The organism is Nocardia otitidiscaviarum NBRC 14405 (genome assembly GCF_000308635.1).
In the GTDB taxonomy this organism is placed as follows: Bacteria; Actinomycetota; Actinomycetes; order Mycobacteriales; family Mycobacteriaceae; genus Nocardia; species Nocardia otitidiscaviarum.
The window spans coordinates 1-19,877 of the sequence record NZ_BAGD01000070.1; the positions used below are offsets into that span (position 1 = coordinate 1).

21 protein-coding genes are annotated in these 19,877 nt (G+C 68.4%); 9 read left to right on the forward strand and 12 right to left on the reverse strand.

What is annotated here, in order from left to right; translation table 11 throughout:
• Window positions 1-671: hypothetical protein (locus tag ON31_RS13855; RefSeq protein WP_039813797.1), on the forward strand; the 671-nt coding region annotated here is incomplete at its 5' end.
• Window positions 672-728: 57 nt separating this feature from the next.
• Here ON31_RS13855 and ON31_RS13860 read toward each other — a convergent pair.
• Both ON31_RS13860 and ON31_RS36655 read right to left on the reverse strand, forming a co-directional pair.
• A complete protein-coding gene (locus tag ON31_RS13860) occupies window positions 729-1,142 on the reverse strand; it encodes an SMI1/KNR4 family protein (protein WP_039813800.1) in 414 nt (137 codons plus the stop codon).
• On the reverse strand, window positions 1,139-1,801 hold the full coding sequence (locus ON31_RS36655) for a hypothetical protein (protein ID WP_147287214.1): 663 nt from the start codon (window positions 1,799-1,801) through the stop codon (window positions 1,139-1,141). The genes ON31_RS13860 and ON31_RS36655 overlap by 4 nt, the downstream gene beginning before the upstream one ends.
• Window positions 1,802-2,139: 338 nt before the next feature.
• Here ON31_RS36655 and ON31_RS36660 point away from each other — a divergent pair, with 338 nt between their 5' ends.
• Complete coding sequence (locus ON31_RS36660) at window positions 2,140-2,316, forward strand: hypothetical protein (protein WP_157533668.1); 177 nt, start codon at window positions 2,140-2,142, stop codon at window positions 2,314-2,316.
• Between the two features lie 5 nt (window positions 2,317-2,321).
• Here ON31_RS36660 and ON31_RS34645 read toward each other — a convergent pair whose 3' ends face one another.
• Window positions 2,322-3,749 carry a hypothetical protein gene (locus ON31_RS34645; protein WP_051037217.1) on the reverse strand — a complete coding sequence of 476 codons (1,428 nt, stop codon included), beginning with the start codon at window positions 3,747-3,749 and terminating at the stop codon, window positions 2,322-2,324.
• Window positions 3,750-4,035: 286 nt separating this feature from the next.
• Between ON31_RS34645 and ON31_RS13870 the strand changes: the two genes are divergently transcribed.
• On the forward strand, window positions 4,036-4,857 hold the full coding sequence (locus tag ON31_RS13870) for an SAM-dependent methyltransferase (RefSeq protein WP_255222095.1): 822 nt from the start codon (window positions 4,036-4,038) through the stop codon (window positions 4,855-4,857).
• Between the two features lie 5 nt (window positions 4,858-4,862).
• On the opposite strand, the gene ON31_RS13875 is transcribed toward ON31_RS13870, so the two are convergent.
• The 4 genes from ON31_RS13875 to ON31_RS13890 form a co-directional block, all read right to left on the reverse strand.
• Window positions 4,863-5,231 carry a DUF4913 domain-containing protein gene (locus ON31_RS13875; protein ID WP_039813866.1) on the reverse strand — a complete coding sequence of 123 codons (369 nt, stop codon included), beginning with the start codon at window positions 5,229-5,231 and terminating at the stop codon, window positions 4,863-4,865.
• A gap of 67 nt (window positions 5,232-5,298) precedes the next feature.
• Window positions 5,299-5,919 (reverse strand): GNAT family N-acetyltransferase, encoded by a 621-nt coding sequence (locus tag ON31_RS13880; RefSeq protein WP_039813803.1) that lies wholly within the window; start codon window positions 5,917-5,919, stop codon window positions 5,299-5,301.
• 84 nt (window positions 5,920-6,003) lie between these two features.
• Window positions 6,004-7,329 (reverse strand): cytochrome P450, encoded by a 1,326-nt coding sequence (locus ON31_RS13885; RefSeq protein WP_051037224.1) that lies wholly within the window; start codon window positions 7,327-7,329, stop codon window positions 6,004-6,006.
• A gap of 91 nt (window positions 7,330-7,420) precedes the next feature.
• The gene (locus tag ON31_RS13890; protein ID WP_039813806.1) at window positions 7,421-8,371 is read right to left on the reverse strand and encodes a helix-turn-helix transcriptional regulator; all 951 of its coding nucleotides are present in this window, start codon (window positions 8,369-8,371) and stop codon (window positions 7,421-7,423) included.
• A 62-nt stretch (window positions 8,372-8,433) separates the two neighbouring features.
• Between ON31_RS13890 and ON31_RS13895 the strand changes: the two genes are divergently transcribed.
• On the forward strand, window positions 8,434-9,582 hold the full coding sequence (locus ON31_RS13895) for an epoxide hydrolase family protein (protein ID WP_039813808.1): 1,149 nt from the start codon (window positions 8,434-8,436) through the stop codon (window positions 9,580-9,582).
• Here the strand turns inward: ON31_RS13895 and ON31_RS13900 are convergent.
• On the reverse strand, window positions 9,579-12,758 hold the full coding sequence (locus ON31_RS13900; RefSeq protein WP_039813810.1) for an acetyl-CoA carboxylase family protein: 3,180 nt from the start codon (window positions 12,756-12,758) through the stop codon (window positions 9,579-9,581). The genes ON31_RS13895 and ON31_RS13900 overlap by 4 nt on opposite strands.
• Window positions 12,759-12,902: 144 nt before the next feature.
• Here ON31_RS13900 and ON31_RS13905 point away from each other — a divergent pair, with 144 nt between their 5' ends.
• Together ON31_RS13905 and ON31_RS13910 are read left to right on the forward strand one after the other, a co-directional pair.
• The gene (locus ON31_RS13905) at window positions 12,903-13,478 is read left to right on the forward strand and encodes a DUF308 domain-containing protein (protein WP_039813812.1); all 576 of its coding nucleotides are present in this window, start codon (window positions 12,903-12,905) and stop codon (window positions 13,476-13,478) included.
• Between the two features lie 113 nt (window positions 13,479-13,591).
• Complete coding sequence (locus ON31_RS13910; protein WP_039813814.1) at window positions 13,592-14,371, forward strand: acyl-[acyl-carrier-protein] thioesterase; 780 nt, start codon at window positions 13,592-13,594, stop codon at window positions 14,369-14,371.
• Window positions 14,372-14,383: 12 nt separating this feature from the next.
• On the opposite strand, the gene ON31_RS13915 is transcribed toward ON31_RS13910, so the two are convergent.
• Together ON31_RS13915 and ON31_RS13920 are read right to left on the reverse strand one after the other, a co-directional pair.
• Complete coding sequence (locus ON31_RS13915) at window positions 14,384-15,217, reverse strand: alpha/beta fold hydrolase (RefSeq protein WP_255222096.1); 834 nt, start codon at window positions 15,215-15,217, stop codon at window positions 14,384-14,386.
• 2 nt (window positions 15,218-15,219) lie between these two features.
• Window positions 15,220-15,804: a TetR/AcrR family transcriptional regulator gene (locus ON31_RS13920; RefSeq protein ID WP_039813816.1), complete on the reverse strand. Its 585-nt coding sequence runs from the start codon at window positions 15,802-15,804 to the stop codon at window positions 15,220-15,222.
• A gap of 246 nt (window positions 15,805-16,050) precedes the next feature.
• On the opposite strand from ON31_RS13920, the gene ON31_RS13925 reads away from it, so the two are divergent.
• The 3 genes from ON31_RS13925 to ON31_RS13935 all read left to right on the forward strand — a co-directional run bounded on the left by ON31_RS13925 (window position 16,051) and on the right by ON31_RS13935 (window position 18,239).
• Window positions 16,051-17,154, forward strand: coding sequence for a DUF418 domain-containing protein (locus ON31_RS13925; RefSeq protein ID WP_255222097.1), 1,104 nt, complete (start codon window positions 16,051-16,053; stop codon window positions 17,152-17,154).
• A 276-nt stretch (window positions 17,155-17,430) separates the two neighbouring features.
• Window positions 17,431-17,562 carry a hypothetical protein gene (locus tag ON31_RS37900; RefSeq protein ID WP_255056020.1) on the forward strand — a complete coding sequence of 44 codons (132 nt, stop codon included), beginning with the start codon at window positions 17,431-17,433 and terminating at the stop codon, window positions 17,560-17,562.
• A 38-nt stretch (window positions 17,563-17,600) separates the two neighbouring features.
• Entirely contained in the window at window positions 17,601-18,239 is a 639-nt protein-coding gene (locus tag ON31_RS13935) for a class I SAM-dependent methyltransferase (RefSeq protein WP_051037219.1), read from the forward strand.
• Window positions 18,240-18,428: 189 nt separating this feature from the next.
• On the opposite strand, the gene ON31_RS13940 is transcribed toward ON31_RS13935, so the two are convergent.
• Window positions 18,429-18,980: a dihydrofolate reductase family protein gene (locus tag ON31_RS13940; RefSeq protein ID WP_039813824.1), complete on the reverse strand. Its 552-nt coding sequence runs from the start codon at window positions 18,978-18,980 to the stop codon at window positions 18,429-18,431.
• A 60-nt stretch (window positions 18,981-19,040) separates the two neighbouring features.
• Window positions 19,041-19,871 carry an RNA polymerase sigma-70 factor gene (locus ON31_RS13945; RefSeq protein ID WP_370450501.1) on the reverse strand — a complete coding sequence of 277 codons (831 nt, stop codon included), beginning with the start codon at window positions 19,869-19,871 and terminating at the stop codon, window positions 19,041-19,043.
• Between the last annotated feature and the right edge of the window lie 6 nt (window positions 19,872-19,877).

Sequence of the window (19,877 nt, forward strand, 5' to 3'; positions counted from 1 at the left end):
CCGCCGAAGCAGCGGAGGCCAGGATCGCGGAGGCGGTCGCGGCCCGTGATGACGCCCTGCGCGAGGTCGAACGAATCACCACCCAGGCCGCCGACGACGTATTCGCCGCCCGCGCCGCTGCCGAGACCGAGATCCGGGAGGTGCGCCGCGAAACCGCCGCGGAGATCGAGCGGATACGCGAGCAGGCCACCGAGGACATCGACCTGGCCCGCACCAAGGCCGCCGCCGAAATCGAACAGGTGCGCCGCGACGCCGCCCAACGCGTCACCGCCGCGGGCGCCGAACGCGATCTCGCGGTGCAGCGGGCCGCCGATGCCGACCGAGCCATCGAGCGCGCCGAAAACGCTGTCGCCGAACGCAATCAGGCCCTTACCGAAACCCGCGACGAACTCCGGCAGGTCCGCGCCGAACTGGAACGCACCCGCATCGAGTTCACCGAATCCCGCCGCACCGCCGCCGCCGACATCGCCGCCGTACGCACCGAGGCCGCGGCCGCTCTCGACAAGGCCCAACACGACGCCGCCGCCAAACTCGCCGCCCTGGACGACGCCCGCGCCCAAACCCTGGCCCGAGCCGAACGCGCCGAACGACAACTCGACGAACTGCTGGCCGCTCGCCGCGACGGCCCGGCTCTGTCCACTCGGTCACCGAAAGCAGATCGGGTCGGATGAAACCCATCTCGCGTGGGCTCCTGATCTCCGCGGCCGCCTGCGCCGCAAGATTTTCTCTCAGAGTCCTAATTGGCGCAAGAGCTGCTCGATCTGTGGCGCTACAGTAATCCAACGTCCAGATTGCAGTGACGCGTAGATCACGCGTGGTTCCACCCTCGAGGTACGGAAGTCCAATGCGAACGGCTGGTCGTAGCCGAGATCTCCGATCAGTACCGACAGGGCGGGATCGATATCGCCGGGTGGGGTCGACTCGTCCGGGCGGCCGCACAGGGCCGGTGCCTGAGCAGCAACATCGATCCAGTGTCGGTTCTCGGTTCGCATGTACTCGAGCGAGTAGAAGTTCGGCTGCTGCGGCTCCTCACCAAAAATCTGTTTCAGGAGCCGCGTGTCCGGCGCCTTCCATCGGCCTTCCCTGATCGCCCCCACCAGGGTCTCCGGCAACGGCAGACCATTGATCTCTGTCACCGTCATACGTCAGACTCCACCTTTCTACCAGTGATTTCATGTAGAGTTCTCATGATTTCCGGACGCAAGTCCTCCGGGACGAACGGCCCGTCGAAGCTACGGTTTTCACCATTCACCGACCTGGATGTCCACCTACAGCCAAGAGAGCCATCCTCACGCAAGACTGCACTGAACCCGACACTCTCGCCGTAATCACGATTTATCGCTTGCAGAAGTTTGTCCTCGACATCCACATGACCTCCGTACCGGGATACCAGGTTCGTTGGCTCTCCTGGGATATCGAGCCTTGTCGTATCACCACTCGGGTAGGCGAGCATTTTCCGGGTGCCAGGGTGGTAGACGCCGCTGAAACCCGACCCGGGACCAAAGGCGCGGAGCCGGTCGGCACTGAACATGGCAAGGTTTGTCAAGGAGTTCTCGACATCGTGAGGCGACAGCAACGGTGCCGGTGGAACGGCCTGGCCTGTGCCCTCGATAGGGTGCTTCACCTGTTCGGCAGCCAACGCGTCGGCGTCACCTGCCCCACCGCTGACAGTCCGAAGGCCGTTCGCACCGAGCGGGCCGCCGTAGCTCCTTTCGATGTACTCGGCGATGCGTGGTATCTGCTGGCTGCGCAGTCCATCGGCTACGCCCTTGAAGAACTCCGGCAGCCTCGACCCTGTCAACGGTCCTCACATGCTGCTGCTCCGCACCAGCCACGCCGAAATCCGCCTCGGCGTAACGGTTTCGGCAGCATCCACACGGATCAGGCCGCTGCTGTCGGCGACACCGGTCGGCACCCGACCCCGCGATCGCCTGCACCTGATCCCACGTTCACGCTCGCCATGGTGAAACCGTACCGGAAGTTGTTTCCGCACGCCGGTCTTGACAAGGACGAGTAATAGCGCCCCAGGACAGCATGACCGCAGCGCATCAGCTTGCTAGCACGGAGCGCGCCGTGGGTACGCGCCTGAGCATGACTTACCCGTGCGACTAGCTCTCCGGTCCGGATACCCTCGTCCGCATGGACGACTACCGCGAACGGCTCATGCGCGATCCGGAGCTGGAGACGCACGACATGCTCGAGGACGGGCCGCTCTATCGAGGGCCGTCCCCACGGATGCGGTTGATGGCGGCGATTGTCGCGGCGTCGCTCTTCCTGGGAGCCGCGGCGACCGTGACGCTGTTGGCGCTGTCCTGAAGGGGTCAGTCCGCGAGCACGGACGGCAGGGAGATGGACCAGGAGCCGTCGGCGTCGATCTGGAGGGTGTGCGATCCGGCGGGGAGGGCCACGGTGCCGCGGTATGGTCCGATGCCGTCCACGAGCAGTGTGGGCCACGGGGTGTGTGCGACCACTCGGAAACGGGCGGATCCGGTGTGAGAGACGCGGAGTTCGGCGAATCCCATGCGAAGCCGGGACGGGACCCGCAGGACCGCTGATCCCGCGCCCGACGCCCGCCCGTTCCATCTGGGGGCATTGCTCAGCCGGTCGATCGTTACGCGCCACCGCATATCTGCGGAGGTGTCGATGTGCAGCGTCGCCGGGACCACCCCGAGATCCAGCGGAAGCACACCGCGATACGCGCCGACCGCCTGCGCCAGCACCGCGAGCTCGGTGCCGTGCTCGCTCCGGCTGGATACGCGAAATGGGCTGTCGCCGTCCATGATCAGGCTCACGGTGTGGCTGACGCCCGGGGTCAGCCGTAGTCCCAGCACGGCGGATCCGCGACCGACGCTGGCGTCGGGCAGTTCTCTCGACCCCAGCGGCAGCCCCGGACCGAGGGAGAGCCGAGGCTCGGGCGCCGGTCGGGGGGCGGGTTGCGGCCGTGATGGCGCGGCGGGCGGGCCGGCGGGACGCGACGCGCGTGCGGCATGTGCCGACCGGGTCCGTCGCGACAACAGCGCGGGCATCGCTGCCGTCTGTCCGATGGTCACCCACAGATCCAGCGTGCTGCGCACGCGCTCATCGATGAGGTGGTGCAAATCCGCGTTGTCCAGTGCCGGATGCAGCCCGACGAGATAGTCCGACTGCACCGCCGCCTGCCCGGCCAGGGCGCGAATGCGGTTCAACTTCGGTTCGTACTCCGCGGGCGTGTCAATTTCGAGGGCGTACACGGCGGCTTCGGCCAGCTGTCGAGCGGTGGACACCGCGGCGGTCAGGGCATGACGATGTGGCCGTGGGGTATTGGTCGCGACCGGACCCACCTGAAGCGAGGTCGGCACCGGCAGGACGGCGGTGATCTCGAACCGCGGATCGATGGTGGCGGCGCGGGCGAATTTCAGCCACTGCTCCACCATGTTCAGCCATCGCCACACCAGGTCATAGGTCACCGGCGGCACGTACCCGGCGGTACGGGGATCGACGGCGTACACCGTATCCAGCACGGATTCGCTGAGCGTCTGCCATGCGGTCGCCGACCAGGCGGCGAGCAGCCGCGACTGGGTCGCCGGTGACGCCTGCCAGACGCTGTGCCCGGCGAGCGTCAGTTCCGCGCGCGCCTGGTCGGCCAGCAACTGTTCCTGATGCGCCGCCCGTCCGGCCGCGCGCAGGGCCTCCAGCACCCCCGCATCCCGTTCGCCCTGCCGTAGTGCGCGCAGGCGGGTCCGCAGGTTCGGCCGTGGGCCCTCCGTCACTTCCCCTCCTTCGATCACCCATACCGTAGCCGATCTTGTTCTGCGGCCTCCTCATTCGGACCATTCGGTCATTCAACCGCAGGTCAGAGCCTACGTGCGGACTGCGCGATGAATCTTCACCCCGAAGATTTCAATGCTGATGGAATCCCGGGCTTACACCTGTATCGTCAGATGCGAACGACTGCTCCACACGGACGCGATCTGGAATGATCTTCTGTCGTGGTTCCGCCTACCGGCGAGCTGCCCGTGCGATCATCGACCGCTGGTGCACGGAAGGGTAAAGGGGTTGCGAGACTTGAATATCAACGCCATGCGGGCACGGCAATCACGGCCGAGTGTGGCGCGCGTGTACAGCTACGTGCTCGGTGGGCGCGACAACTACGGGGTGGACAAGGACGTCGGGGATTTCTTCATGGGCGATCTCCCCGGGTCGGAGATGCTGGCCATTACGAATCGTCAAGCCATCCTCCGCGCGGCCCGTGATATGGCTTCGGACGGCATCCGCCAAGTCATCGATATGGGCTGCGGACTGCCGACCGACGAGAACGTGCACGATGTGTTGCGGCGCAAGGTCCCCGATGCGCGTGTGGTGTACGTCGACAACGATCCGTTCGTGGTGGCGCACGGGCGGGCGCTGCTGGCCATCGACGAGAACATCGCGGTGGTGGAGGCCGATGTCGGCGACCCGGCGGCGATTCGGGAGCATCCCGATGTGCAGCGGCTGATCGATTTCGACGAGCCCGTCGGCATCATCTTCGGCGTGGTGCTCAGCTTCCTCGATGACGAGGCCGATCCGGCCGCGGTGGTACGGGACTGGTCGCAGCGCCTCGCGCCCGAAAGTCGTGTCTACATCTCGCATTTCCGCACCGGGCGTACTCGGGAGGCGGTCGCCACCGAGCGCAAGATCCGGGACGCCTTCGGGGTCGGAACCTGGCGCGACGAGGAGAAGATCAAGAGCTTCTTCGGCGATCTCGAACTGCTCGAGCCGGGAATGGCACCGTGCGCCCGCTGGCGGCCGGAACCGCCCGCACCGGGAACCGATCCGGTGCAGAAGGATCTGAGCATCTGGGAGGACCTCATCGTGGCGGGGATGGCCCGCAAGCGCTGAAGCTCCTATGCGGTCGGATCGGTGAACAGCCCCTTCCGGGGTGAGACCAGCGGCAGCGGGCCGAGCATGCTCTGATGCCCGTTGGTCACCGAGCAGAACCGGAAGGGTCCGTTCGCCGCGAGTAACCGGGCCATCTGCGGATCGGCGTGATCGAGGAACCACACGCTCAGTCCCGTGCGTGAATCCAGGCGGTAGTGCTCCCAGGCCCGCCACAGCACATCCAGCCGCGCCACCGCCTCCGCGTGCTTCCACCATTCGACGCACCACGCCTGGTTCGGGTCGTTGACCACGTCGCGCCGGTACACCACGCTGAGGTAGTTCTCGACGAACTCGATCACGGACGGGTAGACGTACGGTGAACTCCAGTCACTCATGCCGTCCATTCAACATCAGAATCGACCAACGTCACTGTGACGCAAGAAAGTTCGCCATAACGCCGACTCAATCCGCCTGATCAGCGGGTTCCCGCCACATCGACCAGACCAGCGGCCCGCCGTCGGTGAAATCGTGCTCGGCGGTCTGAACGAACCCGAAGCGCTCGTAATAGGGGACGTTGTCGGCCTTGCTGGATTCGAGGTAGGCGGGCACGCCCTCGGCGTCGCAGCGGTCCAGGCGCGAGTTCAGCAGCGCTTGGCCGTATCCGCGCCCGCGCGCCGTGGGCAGGGTGCCGATGAAGGCCAGATACCAGTGCGGTTCGCGAGGGTGTACGTCCGCCATGCGTTCGGCCATCCGCCCGGCCAGGCGGATGCGGCCGCGGAAGGCGCGGATCATGTTCGGTGCGGCCCGCAGGGTGGCCGCGGTCGAGGCGTGCCAGTGTCCCGGCGGAGCCCAGACCGCCGCGCCGACAATGGTTCCCGCATCGTCCTCGACCACGTCCACACCGCCGTAGCGCAGGAAATGGGTGCGCGTCAGCGTGGCGTACATGAGCGCCATGCGGTCCGCCCGTACGCCGGCATCGGGAACGAAGTAGGTGGCGACGGGGTCGTCCAGGAAGGCGATGCCGAGGACGCGGGCGAGTTCGGGGATATCCGAATCGGTTGCCGGGCGAACAGTGACCTGCATCAGCTCAAACTACAACCAAGATCGCTCTCCGGCCACGGCCGGGACCACCGTCACCGACAGCGGAAGCGCACCGAGGCCCGCACGTCACGACGGTGCGGCCGCGGCGCGCACGGTGATGCGCGCCCCGCCCGCGGGCACATGGGTGATATTGCGAATGCGCGTCCGCTCCACGGACCCGTCCTCGGGCAGTTCGAGGGCGAAGCGGCCGAGAACCTCCCGCAGCACGACGGCGCCCTCCATGAGCGAGAAGCCCGCGCCGATGCACCGGCGCACCCCGCCGCCGAACGGCAGCCAGGTATTCGGTGCGACGCTGCCGTCCAGGAACCGGTCAGGCCGGAAACGGGCGGCGTCCGGATAGGCGTCGAACCGCTGATGCGCCAACAGAATCGAGGTCGACACGACGGTGCCCCGCGGCAGCTCGATACCGCCGATGGTCATATCGCGGGTGATTCTGCGCCCGGTGGCGGCGATGACGGTACGCCGCCGCAGCGACTCCTTGAGCACCGCCTCCAAGTACTTGTCGTCACCGTCGTGGGCGGCTCGCCGGGCGGTGTCCTGGACCTCCGGATTCGCGGCCAGCTCCTGGAACGCCCAAGCCAGCGCGGATGCGGTGGTCTCGTGCCCGGCCAGCAGCAGGGTGATGAGCTGATCGCGCAGTTCCGCGTCGGAGAGCGGCTGATCGGCCGGATGGTCGCCGGACCCCACCGCCAACAGTCGGGACAGCACATCGGCGCGCTGGTCGGTATCGGGGTGCGCACGGCGGCGGGTGATCTCGTCGAACAGCAGGGCGTCGATAGCGAGCTGGTTCTCGCGGAAACGCCGCCATACCCCGAAGCGCGCCAGGCGCGGATACTTCCAGCCGAAGAACACGATCGGGTTGATGTTGACGATGCGGCGCAGTCGCGGTGCGAGTTCGCCCCGCCGCCGCTCGTCGGTCATGCCGAAGACCACCTGCATGATCACATCGAGGGTGAGGTCGTTCATGCGGTCCAGGGCGGGCAGGGTGGACCCGGACGCCCACCGGTCGATATGCGTCTTGGCGATCGCCTCCACCATGGCCCGGTACCCGTGCAGCGCCGATCCGGTGAAGGCGGGCATGAGCAGTCGCCGTGCGCGGGCGTGCTCCTGTTCGTCGGTGAGCAGCACCGAACGCTCGCCCATGATGTGCACGAGCAGCCGATTGCCTTCGCCCGCATGCAGATCGGCCGGGTCGGCGGCGAAGATCTCCCGAATGTGCTCCGGCCGCGAGAAGATCACCACATGCTCCGCGTAGGGCGGCACCAGGCGCAGGCTGAACACGTCGCCGTAGCGGCGGGCCGCGCGCTCGAGCAGGAAACCGCGCCACTTCGCGTACAGCACGGTCTGAACCATCCTCGGCAGCCGAGGACCCGGGGGATGGGCGGTGGGCACGGGAATTCCTTTCGGACCGCGGGCGGCGGCGACCGCCTCTCGTCCACGGTAGGGCGCGAGCGGCCGCCGCGTGCAGATATGTTCGGCCAATTCAGCGCACGGCCGCGGCGCAGCGGCGGGCGAGCTTCTCGATCTCGGCGACCAGTTCCGGCGGTTCGGTGACGGTGAAGTCGGTGTCGAGCGAGGTCAGCATCCACGACAGCGCCCAGGGCGAATCCGCGCCGAGGTGCAGTAGACAGCTGGTGTCGTCGACCGCCTCCAGTACGCCCATGCCCGGCCAGAGCTCGTCGGCGAGTTCGGTCGCGCCGCGGTGCAGGGTGACCGTGGCCTGATACGGCCAGGACGCCTGGGACAACCGCTGGGACAGGTATGCGACCACATCGCCGTCGGGTGGTTCGCGGGGTGTGAACCGGGGGCCGCTGGGGATGCGCGGGCGCAGCCGGTCCACTCGGTAGGACCGCCAATCATCGCGCGCCACATCCCAGGCGACCAGGTACCAGTGCCGATTGAAGTTCACCACCGCCTGCGGTTCCACCTCGCGGATCGACTGTCGCCCAGCATGATCGGTGTAGTCGAAACGCAATCGCTCGTGCCGGTCGCAGGCGTCGGAGAGCGCGATGAGGACATCGGGGTCGACGCGCGGCGCGGCGGCCTCCACGCGCACCAGTGACCGCTTCAGCCCCGCCAACCGGTGACGCAGCCGCGACGGCAACACCTGTTCCAGCTTGGCCAGCGCCCGCAGCGACGCCTCCTCGATCCCGGAGACGGTGCCGCCGGTCGTGGTGCGCAACCCGACGGCCACCGCCACGGCTTCCTCGTCGTCGAGCAGCAGCGGCGGCAGGGACGAGCCCGCGCCGAGGCGGTATCCGGCCGTGCCCTGGACCGCGTCGACCGGGTAACCGAGTTCCCGCAGCCGGTCCACGTCACGGCGCACGGTGCGGGCGCTGACGCCGAGTCGATCGGCCAGTTCGGGACCGGACCACTCGCGATGGGTTTGCAGCAGCGACAGCAGTCGCAGTAGTCGCGCCGAGGTTTCCAGCATGCCCTCAGATTGCCACATTCTTAGGACAGAAGCTGACCTAATGGACTTCTACCGTGGGAACCATGACGACCATCGAGTCCTTCCGCATCGACATTCCGCAGCGCGAGATCGACGACCTGAACGCCCGCCTCGCCCATACCCGCTGGCCCGATGAACTGCCCGGGGTGGACTGGAGTTACGGCATCCCGACCTCGTATGTGCGCGAACTCGCCGAGTACTGGCGTACCGAGTACGACTGGCGAGCCGCGGAGGCCGCCCGCAACGAGATTCCGCAGTTCGTCACCGAGATCGACGGGCAGCGTCTGCATTTCATGCACATTCGCTCACAGGAGGCCGACGCCCTGCCGCTGGTCCTGATCCACGGCTGGCCGTTCGCGGATTTCACCGACATGATCGGACCGCTCACCGATCCGCGCGCGCACGGCGGCGCGGCGAGCGACGCCTTCCACCTGGTGATCCCGAGCCTGCCCGGATGCGGACTGTCGGGTCCGACGCGGCGGCCCGGTGACGCCGCCACCGAGCGCGCGGCCGAACTCATCGCGAAACTCATGGCGCGGCTGGGATTCTCGCGCTACGCCGCGCAGGGCGGGGATGCCGGTTCGTTCATCGCCCCGCAGTTGGGTCGCATCGATACCGAGCATGTGGTCGGCGTACACCTCAACGACCCGATCACCATTCCGTCCTGGGACGACGACGGCTCCGACTACGGTCCGGAGGACCGGGAGAAATTGGCCGCGCTCCAGGACTGGTCGAATCAGGACCATTCCGCGTACGCCATGGTGCACTCCACCCGGCCGCAAACCCTCGCGCCCGCGGTCTCGGATTCCCCGGCGGGCATGATGGCCTGGGTTCTGGATGTCGTGCAGACCTACACCAACCCCACGAAGTCCCGGCCGGATGAGGCCATGGACCGTGACCAACTGCTGACCAACCTGTCGCTGCTGTGGTTCACCAACACCGCCGCGTCCTCCATGCGGCTGTACCGGGAATCGCAACAGTGGGGCGGGGAGTCGACGAACTCCGGGGTGCCGACCGGTGTCGCGATCTTCCCGGGCGGGACCAGCATTCGCGGGCTCGCCGAGAAGCAGAACACCGTCGTGCACTGGTCGGAGTTCGACCGCGGTGGGCACTTCGCCGCCATGGAAGCGCCCGACCTGCTCACGAACGATCTGCGCGAGTTCTGCCGTAAGCTGCGCGGACTCTCGGCCTAGCGCAGGGTGTCGATCCACCGCCGAGTATCCGCCGGGTCGATGACGTCGTCGAGTTCCAGCACGGTCGCGGCGGTGAGCGCCTTGCCGTTGGCGTAGGCGAGTCGCACCAGGTTGTCGAAGGCGGCAGCGCGCTCGGCCGGATCTTCGATGGCGGCGAGCTCCTTGGCGAAGCCGAGTCGCACCGCGCCCTCCAGACCCATACCGCCGATCTCCCCGGTCGGCCAGGCGACGATGAAGCGCGGGGCGCGGAAGGAGCCCGCCGCCATGGCCTGTGCGCCCAGGCCGTAGCCCTTGCGCAGGATGATGGTGCCCCAGGGCACCGTCAGCGCCGCCGCGTCGATGAACAGTCGGCTGAACCTGGTGACCGTGGCGTGCGTCTCGGCCTCCGGTCCGACCATGAATCCCGGTGTATCGCAGAGGGAGACGATCGGCAGCCGGTGCGCGTCGCAGAGTCGCAGGAAGGCGCTCAACTTGTCGGCGGCGGGGGCGTCGATGGCACCGCCGAGATGGTGGCAGTCGTTGGCGATGAGTCCGAAGGGGCGGCCCTGCACCCGCACCAGCGCGGTCACCACGCCGACACCCCAGTCGCGGCGCAGCTCCAGCACCGAGTCGATATCGGCGACGGCGTCGATGGCGGCGCGGATGTCGAAGGCGTGCAATCGATTCTCCGGCACCACATGCCGGGACAGGCGCGGGTCGGGTGCGGTCCACTCGGTGTCCGCGCCCTGGAAGTAGGCCAGGTACCGGCGGGCGACGGCGACCGCCTCGGCCTCGTCGGCGGCCACCACGTGCACCACGCCGTTGCGGCGCTGCACCTCGACCGGGCCGATGTCCTCGGGCGCGTACACGCCCAGCCCGCCGCCCTCGATCATGGCCGGACCGCCCATGCCGATATTGGCGTCCGGGGTGGCGATCACGACGTCGCACATGCCGAGCAGGGCGGCGTTCCCGGCGAAGCAGCGGCCGGACACGATGCCGATGAGGGGGACGGTGCCGGACAGCGCGCCCATGGCGCGGAAGGTGGTGACGTCCAGGCCGGAGATGCCGGAGTAGTCGGTGTCGCCGGGGCGTCCACCGCCACCCTCGGTCCAGAACACCACCGGAAGTCGCTGTTCCCGAGCCAGTTCCAGCATGCGGTCGGTCTTGGCGTGATTGCGCATGCCCTGGGTGCCCGCCAGCACGGTGTAGTCGTAGGACATGACCACCGCGCGGGCCGCCTCGGCGCCGAAGCGGTCGGCGTTGACGGTGGCGACCCCGGCGATGAGCCCATCGGCGGGGGTGTTGGCGATGAGGTCCTCGGGGCTGCGGCGCAGCCGCTGGGCCGCGACCGCGAGGGCTCCGTACTCGATGAAACTGCCCGCGTCGACCAGATCGGCGATGTTCTCCCGCGCCGTGCGCCGACCGAGACGGTGTCGTTTGGCCACGGCCTCGGGGCGCGCCTCGTCGCGGGTGCGGCGGTGGCGTTCGTGGACCTCGGCGAGGTCCTCGCGCACCGCGTCGAGGTCCGCCGCCTCGCGATCGGCGATCGCGCCGTCGTGGTCGGCCGCGGTCCAGATCAGCAGCGGCGTATGGGGATCCACCACGCTGCCGGGTGCGACCAGGGCGCGGCGCACCCGCAAGGGCTGTTCGGCGCGCACCACGTGCTGCATCTTCATCGCCTCCAGCACCGCGACCTCGGCACCGGCCGCGACCAGCGTGCCCGCCTCGGCCACGGTGACGACCGTGCCGCCCAGCGGGGAGCGCAGCGCCCGCTCGTCGTCGGCCAGCTCCGGTTCCACCGACACCGGTCTCGGCGTCGCCGCGGCGACGGCGGCGGGCGCGATATCGACCGCCCGGGACACGAGTTCGCCGACCTGCCGCTCGAACCACGCCGTCGACACCACCGCACCGTCGGCCAGCGCCTCGAGCACCGCCCGCTGCAGCGCGATGGTGGTGTCGACGCCGTCGACGACGGTCTCGGCCAGTGCGTCGGCGCAGCGGCGTAGCGCGGCCGGATACGACGGACCCCGGGCTATGACCTTCGCCAGCAGTGAATCGAATCGCGCGCCCTGCCGCATACCCGGATAGGCGGCGGTATCGACGCGCACCCCGATGCCGATCGGGGGTGCGAACCGGTGCAGCTGTCCGGTGCTTGGCAGCACCTCGCCCCCTGCGGTGACGATCTCGGCGTTGAGCCGCGCCTGCACCGCGTACCCGCGCGGCGGGGTCGCCTCGATACCGAGGTCGTCGAGCGTGCGCCCCTGGGCCAGATCCACCTGGAGGGCCACCAGGTCCAGGCCGGTGACCTCCTCGGTCACGGTGTGTTCGACCTGGAGTCGCGGATTCACCTCGAGGAACCACGCGTCGCCGCCCGACACCAGGAACTCGATGGTGACCACGCCCCGGCAGGCCACCGATTCCGCCAATCGCACCGCGTAGTCGTGCAGTGCGGTCCGCAGCGGCGCATCCAGATTCGGGGCGGGCGCGATCTCGAGGAGTTTCTGCTGCCGCCGCTGCACACTGCAATCCCGGTCGCCGACCGCGACCGCGCGCCGCCCGTCCGCGACGATCTGCACCTCGATATGGCGGGCCTCGTCCACCAGCGCCTCGGCGTAGACGGTGTCGTCCCCGAATCCGGAGCGGGCTTCGGCCCGGCAGCGCTCGTACGCCTCGGCCAGCTGGGCCGGATCGCGCACCACGCGCATACCGCGGCCGCCGCCGCCCACGGCGGCCTTGACCATGATTCCGCCGGGATGGTCGGTGAGCAATGCGCCGATCTCGGCGAGGGTGGCATGTGCGGCGGTGGCGGGCAGGACCGGCACGCCCGCCCGCGCGGCGGCGGCGCGGGCGGCGACCTTGTCGCCGAAGACGCGCAGCACGTCGGGGGAGGGGCCGACGAACACCAGGTCCGCCGCCGCGCAGGATTCGGCGAACGCGGCGCTCTCGCTGAGGAATCCGTAGCCCGGGTGGACGAGGGCTCCGGGCCCGGCCGTGCGGGCCGCCTTCACGACGGCATCGATGTCGAGATAGGCGGCGGCCCCGTCGCCGGGCAATTCCAGGGCATCGTCGGCCAGCCGCACCCACAGGCCGTCCGGGTCGTCCGCGCTGTATAGGGCGAGGGTCGCGGCACGGCGTTCCCGCGCAGTCCGCATCACCCGAACGGCCACTTCTCCCCGGTTCGCCACCACGATGTGCATTCCGACAGTCTCATCGACGCTGCCGTCCGCGTCACGCCGAGCGGCGGCCAGCTACCGACTGGACGGCCGTTTCCGCAGCGCGTGCCGACATGCCATCGATGCAAATGTCCAGGTAATCCGACTTTCCGGTCATATCATTGCTCTATGCCCACCAATCGGATCGAGGGGCGTACCGCGGTGTTCGCCGAGTGGGCTTGGCAGACACTGCTGGTGATCGGCGTGTGCTCCGCCGTGCTCGGGCTGGCGACGGCGGTCTGGCCGAACAAATCCACCACCGTGGCGGGCACCCTGTTCGGGTTGGTCCTCCTCGCCACCGCGGCGGTGCAGGCGATCGTTGCATTCGGTGCGAACATACCGACCGCGCTGCGGTTCCTGGAGTTCTTCAGCGCCCTGCTGGCGGCCGCCCTGGCGTACTGGTGCTTCGGCAGCGGCGAATGGGTTCCGCTGCTGGGCATGTGGGTGGGTATGGGCTGGATGGCGCGCGGTGTGGTGCTGGCGCTGGTGGCGGCCTGGTCGGACGAACTCGCGGGTGCGGGACGGCAGGAAGCGGTCGGACTGACCACGACGGTCGTCGGCATCGCGGTGGCCGTGGTGCCGTTCCAATCCATCGCCACCCTGTCGGTGGTGGTCGGCCTGTTCACCCTCGCGCTGGGCGTCTCCGAGGTGCTGACGGCCGTGCGGCTGGAGCGCACCGCCGATCAGATCGTCGGTACGTACTGATCCGTCCCAGCGGGGGCTTCCGGAGATCCTTGGGATGCCCAATGGTTGCGGGTAGCGTTCCGGGCGAGACCGAGATCCGGTGACCGACCACCATCCATCAGACGGAGGAACCCTTGCCGACCGAAACGGCGTACCGCACCGAACAACCGGTGATCGACTTCCCGCTGCCGCCGCGCCCGGACGGTGAGGCGTACGAGGCGAGTTGGGCGGTCCGCCTGGCCGACACCGATACTCGGGAGCGGCTGCGTCTCGACGGCATCGCGCGCTACGCCATGGATATCGGCTACGACCAGTTGCGTGCCGCCGAGGACGGGCATCTGCATCCGGCCTGGCTGGTGCGGCGCACGGTGATCGACGTGCTACGGCCCATTCGGTTCGGCGACCGGGTGCGGTTGCGGCGCTGGCCGTCGGCGCTGTCCAACCGCTGGTTCAACGCGCGCATCCAGATCCACAGCGATCAGGGCGGCGTCGTCGAGGTCGAGCAGTTCCTGATCAATGTGGATCCGCAGGCGGGACGTCCGGCCCGCATGACCGACCGTTTCATGTCGCCCATGCTGGCGGTGACCACCGAACACCGGCTGCGCTGGAAGGCTGCGCTGCACGAGCAGACCGCCCCCGCCACCGACGCCCGCCCCTTCCCCTTGCGCGCCACCGATTTCGACCGCCACGACCACGTGAACAACGCCGTGCACTGGCAGGCCGTGGAGGAAACCCTAGCCGCCCATCCGGACCTGCACGCACGACCGCACCGCGCCATCGTCGAACACGTCGGCCCGGTCATGGCCGGCAACGACGTGACGCTGCGCAGCTGGCGGACCGACACCGGACTGCACGCGCAATTGGAGATCGACGGCACCGCGCGGACGCTCGCGAGCGTCACACCGCTCGACTGACCCGCCGTCGGATCAGCGCAGCACCTCGATCACCCGGCGGGCGAACTCCTCGGCGTCGGTGCGCACACCATTGTGGGCACCGGGGAACTCGGTGACGCCACCGCCGAGCCGTTCCGCGATCGCCGCGGCCGGACGATAGGGCAGGCAGCCGCGCGTCTCGCGTCCCACGGCCAGGATCAGGCGGTCGGCATGCGGCGCGAGGGCCGCGTAATCCGGTTGGTACGAGGTGAATTCGCGCAACTCGTGCTCGATCATGAGGGGCCCGTTGGCGGCCAGGCGTCCCCACATCTCAGCGATGCGCGGCGGCAGTTCGGACACCTCGGGCGCGGCTTTCATCGCACCTCCGATACCGGCCAGGAACCGCGCCCCGGCCGCCGCCGGTCCCTCGCTGCGGTGCAGGGCGTAGACCTCCTCGACCATGGCGCGGTGTTCGGCGGCGTCGGGGAGGACGGCGAAGCAGGGCGGCTCATGAGCGATCAGGCCGCGCACCCGTTCCGGATGCCGGGCCAGCAGGTCCAAGCCGACGATCGCGCCATTGCTGGTACCGCACACATACGCGGGCTCGTCGCTCAGATGCGCGAGCAGGCGAAAAGCGTCATCGCTCTGCACAGCCACAACCTGCCGCTCCGGGTGACCGCTGTCCAGGGTGCTGCGGGAGTAGCCGCGCGGGTCGAGTGCGGCGACGGTGAAATGCCGCTCGAGGACCTCGGCCATGGCATCGAAGACGCCCGCGTCTCCACCGCCGCCGGGGATCATGAGCAGCAGCGGTCCGCTGCCGCGCACCTCGTGGTAGATGGTCGCGCCGGGGGTTTTCAGGGTGCCGGATCGAATTGTTCCGGATCTCACTGTCAGTGCTCCTTATCGGTGTGCCGCCACTGGTCGAGTGTGCGGTGCAGGGCGTCGAGGATGTGTTCCCACGACGTGTCGGTGGGGCGGGGGTGGGCGAAGCCGCCGGCCGCCTCCAGGGTGGCGAAGCCGTGGAAGGTGCTGCGGAGCAGGCGAACCGCGTCGGTGGCCGCGGGCTCGTCGAGTCCGTACCCGCGCAGTAGGGCGGTGGTGAGTTCGATCGTGCGCAGAAAGGCCGGGTGGTCGCCCACGTCGGCCGGGTCCAAGCGCATCTGGGTGGCGGCGTAGCGGCCCGGATGGTCGAGCACGTAGCCGCGATAAGCCCCGGCGAACCCGAACAGCGCGTCCCGCCCCGACCGCCCCGCCACCGCCGCCGCGATGCGATCGGCCATCTCACCCGATGCCAGCAGCGCGATACGCACCCGCAGGTCGTGCAGATTACGCACATGCGCGTACAGGCTCGGGTCCTTGACGCCGAAGCCCCGCGCGACGGCGGACAGGGTGACCTTGTCGAAGCCGATCTCGTCGGCCAACTCGGCCGCGGCACTGGTGATTCGCTCGGCGCTGAGGCCCACGCGCGGGGACATGCGACTCCCTTATTCCTATGGCAATTAGGCTACTACCTAATATTATTAGGTTCGGGTCCGTCCGCAAAAATGCCAGGTCAGTCGCGGTTCGTAGTCCCGAGGTATCAGATGGCGCTGTCGCGGTTGAGCCGCGCGGTGGATGTGAGAGTGGGTGGTGGGACATAGCGTTGCCCTATGTCCGGTTCGTCTGCCGCATCGTCCCGTGTTCGCCGTATCGGAGAAATCGACATTCTGCGGGGATTCGCGTTGTTCGGGATCCTGATCACCAACGTCGTGGTCCTCACGACGGTGCTGTCGTTCACCGGCACGGACGACGATCCGCGTCACCTCTACGACGGGACGATCGACCGGTTCGTTTACGCGATCGTCGACGGGCTGTTCATCGGCCGGTTCTACCTGCTGTTCGCCTTCTTGTTCGGTTACTCGTTCACGCTGCAGATCACGGCGGCCGAGCGGGCGGGTGCGCGGCCGGTGCCACGGCTGCTACGGCGGTGCCTGGCCCTGTTCCTGATCGGTCTCGCACACGTGATGCTGCTCTGGTTCGGCGATATCCTCACCCTCTACGCGGCGCTGGGGCTGATCCTGGTGCTGCTGCGCAAGATCCGGCCCCGGACGGCGTTCATCGCGGGTGTGGTGCTGTACCTGGCGTTCGTGGCGTTCTCCTTCCTGCCGGGCAGCGGCGAAATCGAAGGTCTGCGTGCCCTCTTCGACCTCCAGGCCATGCGGGCCGGATATACCGGCAGTCCCGCCGACACCTTCCACGCCCAACTCGACACCGCGCCGGTGTTCATGCTCCTCATCTGGCTCACGCAGGGCGTTCCGAGCCTGGGCATGTTCCTCATCGGCATGGCGGCCGGGAAGCGGCGGATCTTCGAGAACGCCGACCTGCTGCGCCGCTGGGCGCGCGTCGGGCTCGTCGCGGGCGGGCTCGTCGGGCTGCCGGTATCGCTTGCGTCCCTCTTCTTCGCGTCCACGGAGGGCAGTCTGCCCCCGCACTGGTACGGCGTGCAGGAGTTGGTGAATCCGGTGGTGACGCTGGGCTACATGGCAGCCGTCCTCTGGTTGGCGCGCGGCCGCTGGGCGGGTGGGATCGCGTGGCTGGCCCCGGCCGGTCGCATGGCGGCGAGCAACTACATCCTGCAATCGGTGGTGATGATGCTCGTGTTCACCGGGTACGGGCTGGCCTTGGCGGATCGGGTCGCCCCCGCCGTCGCGGTGGGTATCGCGCTGTCGACCTACCTGATGCAGCTGTGGTTCAGCGCGTGGTGGTTGCGCGGTCACGGCTACGGTCCGGTCGAGTGGCTGCTGCGCGCGGCCACCTACCGGGAGTGGCCGCGCTGGCGGCGATAGGTTACGCGTGCCGGCGCACGACCTCAGCGGGGGATCATATAGCCGCGCCGACCTCCCACCTGCCCGACACGTGGAATCCTCAACCCGCTGCGGGTATGTTGAACAGGCACAGGTAGTTCGAGCCGCCGTGCCGTATCGCGGCGGTGGCTGCGGACTGATCGCACAGCGGAGGGATAGGGGCGTGTGATGGGGCGCGCCGACGAACCGGGCCCACATATCACCAAGTGCAACGGCCACGAAGCTCGGTGGTGCCGGATCGACGGTGAGGTGCACGTATTGAGCGTGCATCTGCAGAATCAGCCGGAACAGGTGTTCCCGGAGCCGGTAATCCTGGGCACCGCTTACGATTTCATGCCGCTCGCGCTCTGGAAGCAGGTGCAGCGGGACCGGGGTGCGGACCTGTCCTGACGAGCATCGGCCGGGAGCGGTGGCCGGATGGGAGCACCGTGAACGAACCGCTGGCGGATCGGCAGCCAACCAGTCACGAACGCAGGTCGGGCCTGTTCTGGGACGAGTCGTATCGGGACGAACCCGCCCCGTGGGACACCGGCCGCCCGCAACCGGCGATCGTACGGCTGGCGGCGGGGGCGTTCGGTCGCACCGTCCTCGACGCGGGCTGCGGAACCGGTGAGAACACACTCCACATCGCCGCTGCCGGGGGAGCGGTCCTGGGCGTGGACGTGGCCGAGACCGCCATCGCCATGGCCCGGCGCAAGGCGACCGCCCGTGGACTCGACGCCGAATTCGCCGTGGCCGACGCCTTCCGGCTACACCTGCTGCACCGCACCTTCGACACAGTCGTCGACAGCGGCCTCTTCCACACCTTCGACGCCGACGAGCGAACGGCCTACGTGCACAGCCTCACATCGGTGACCACCCCTGGCTCCCGACTGTTCATCCTCTGCTTCGGCGACAACGGTCCCGACCCAGGTCCACACCCTGTGAGCCGCGAGGCGCTGACAGCCCCCTTCGACGACGACCCCGACTGGCAGGTCGCCGACATCGCACCGGAGACCATCGAAACCCGATTCACGCCGGACGGCGCACCCGCCTGGCTCGCGACGATCGAACGGCTCGCGGGATAGGCCACGCCGCCGAAACACCGACACTCAGTGGCACTTCCGTCCGGGGTGGCGCAATCGCCGCCCGATGGCGAGCTGATGGAGCCGCAGCAGGCCACTCCCGACATCGGATTCGGCGTATCCGGCTCCGAGAACGGGCCATGCGGGGTTCAGGACACGGCTCCTGTCTCGAATCCCGGTCTGAACGAGGGCTCAGTCGGCGAGGTAGCGCAGCAGTACCGCGGTGCTGAAGTGTCGCGTTTCGGCCAAGCGCAGCGGGATGTGCTTGGCCAGGGGCGGGAACATCGGGGTACCGCCGCCAAGCAGGATCGGCGAGACGAACAGTTGATACTCGTCGATGAGACCGTGGGGGAGCAGTGCGGCGGCCAGGCTCGCGCCGCCGACCTCCATGACGCCGTCGCCTCCGGCCTTGAGCGCGCGCACCTCCTCGACCGCGTTCTCTCGGACCAGGGTGCTGTTCCAGTGGACTTCGGTGAGGGTCCGGGAGAAGACGACCTTCGGTTTGCTGGTCCAGAGCTCGGCGAAATCGCGTTCGATGGGTGGGGCGTCCTCGGGGACGTGCGGCCAGTGATCGGCCATCAGCTCGTACATGCGGCGGCCGTGCAGCGAGATCTCGAGCTCGCGGAAGCGGTCGTTGTGGAACTGATGCAGTTCGTCGTCCGGGGTGGTCCAGCCGATGCCGCCGTCGCGGTCGTTCATGTAACCATCCAGGGATACACCGTAGGTGTAGACAAGTTTCCGCATAACTCGTTGGACCGCCCGCGGGCTCGAGATTCATCGGTGCCCGTCCAATTTCCGGGTAAATCATCGAAGCGTGAGGTGGGTTTCGGAGTCGACGTGGGTGAGTTTGCGCGGATTGCGGACATAGAAGAGGCCGGTGATGTGCGCATCCTCGACGTGTACGGCGATGACGCCGTCGAGTTCGCCGTCCGCGTACAGGGCGAGTGCGGGACCGCCGTTGACCGTGGCCGGCTCGACGGTGATCGTGATATCGGTGGTGGTGAGCGTCTTGGTGAGCCCGCCGACGATGAAGCGGGATACCTTGTCGGCGCCGTGGATCGGCCGCGGGGATGCCTGTTTGATGCCGCCGCCGTCGCTGATCGCCACCACGTCGGGGGCGAGCACCGCGAGCAGTCCGCTCAGGTCCCGCGTTTCCAGGGCGTGCCGGAATGCCTCGACGGCGGCCTCGGCCTGGTCGGCCGTGACCGTGCGGCGCGGACGGCGGGCCTCGACGTGGCGGCGGGCGCGATGGGCGATCTGATGCACGGCCGCGGGGGTCTTGTCCACCGCGGCCGCGATCTCGTCGTAGCCGATCCCGAAGGCCTCGCGCAGCACGAACACGGCCCGCTCGGTCGGGGTCAGCGTCTCGAGTACCAGCATGAGCGCCATCGAAACGCTTTCGGCCAGTTCCACATCCGCCGCCACATCCGGGGTGGTGAGCAGCGGCTCCGGCAGCCAGGACCCCACGTACGACTCGCGGCGGCGTTTCAACGACCGCAGTCGGTTCAGCGCCTGCCGGGCGGTGATCCGCACCAGGTAGGCACGCGGTTCGGAGACCTCCGCCGCGTCCACCTTCACCCAGCGCAGCCACGTCTCCTGGAGCACGTCCTCGGCGTCAGCGGCCGACCCGAGCATTTCGTA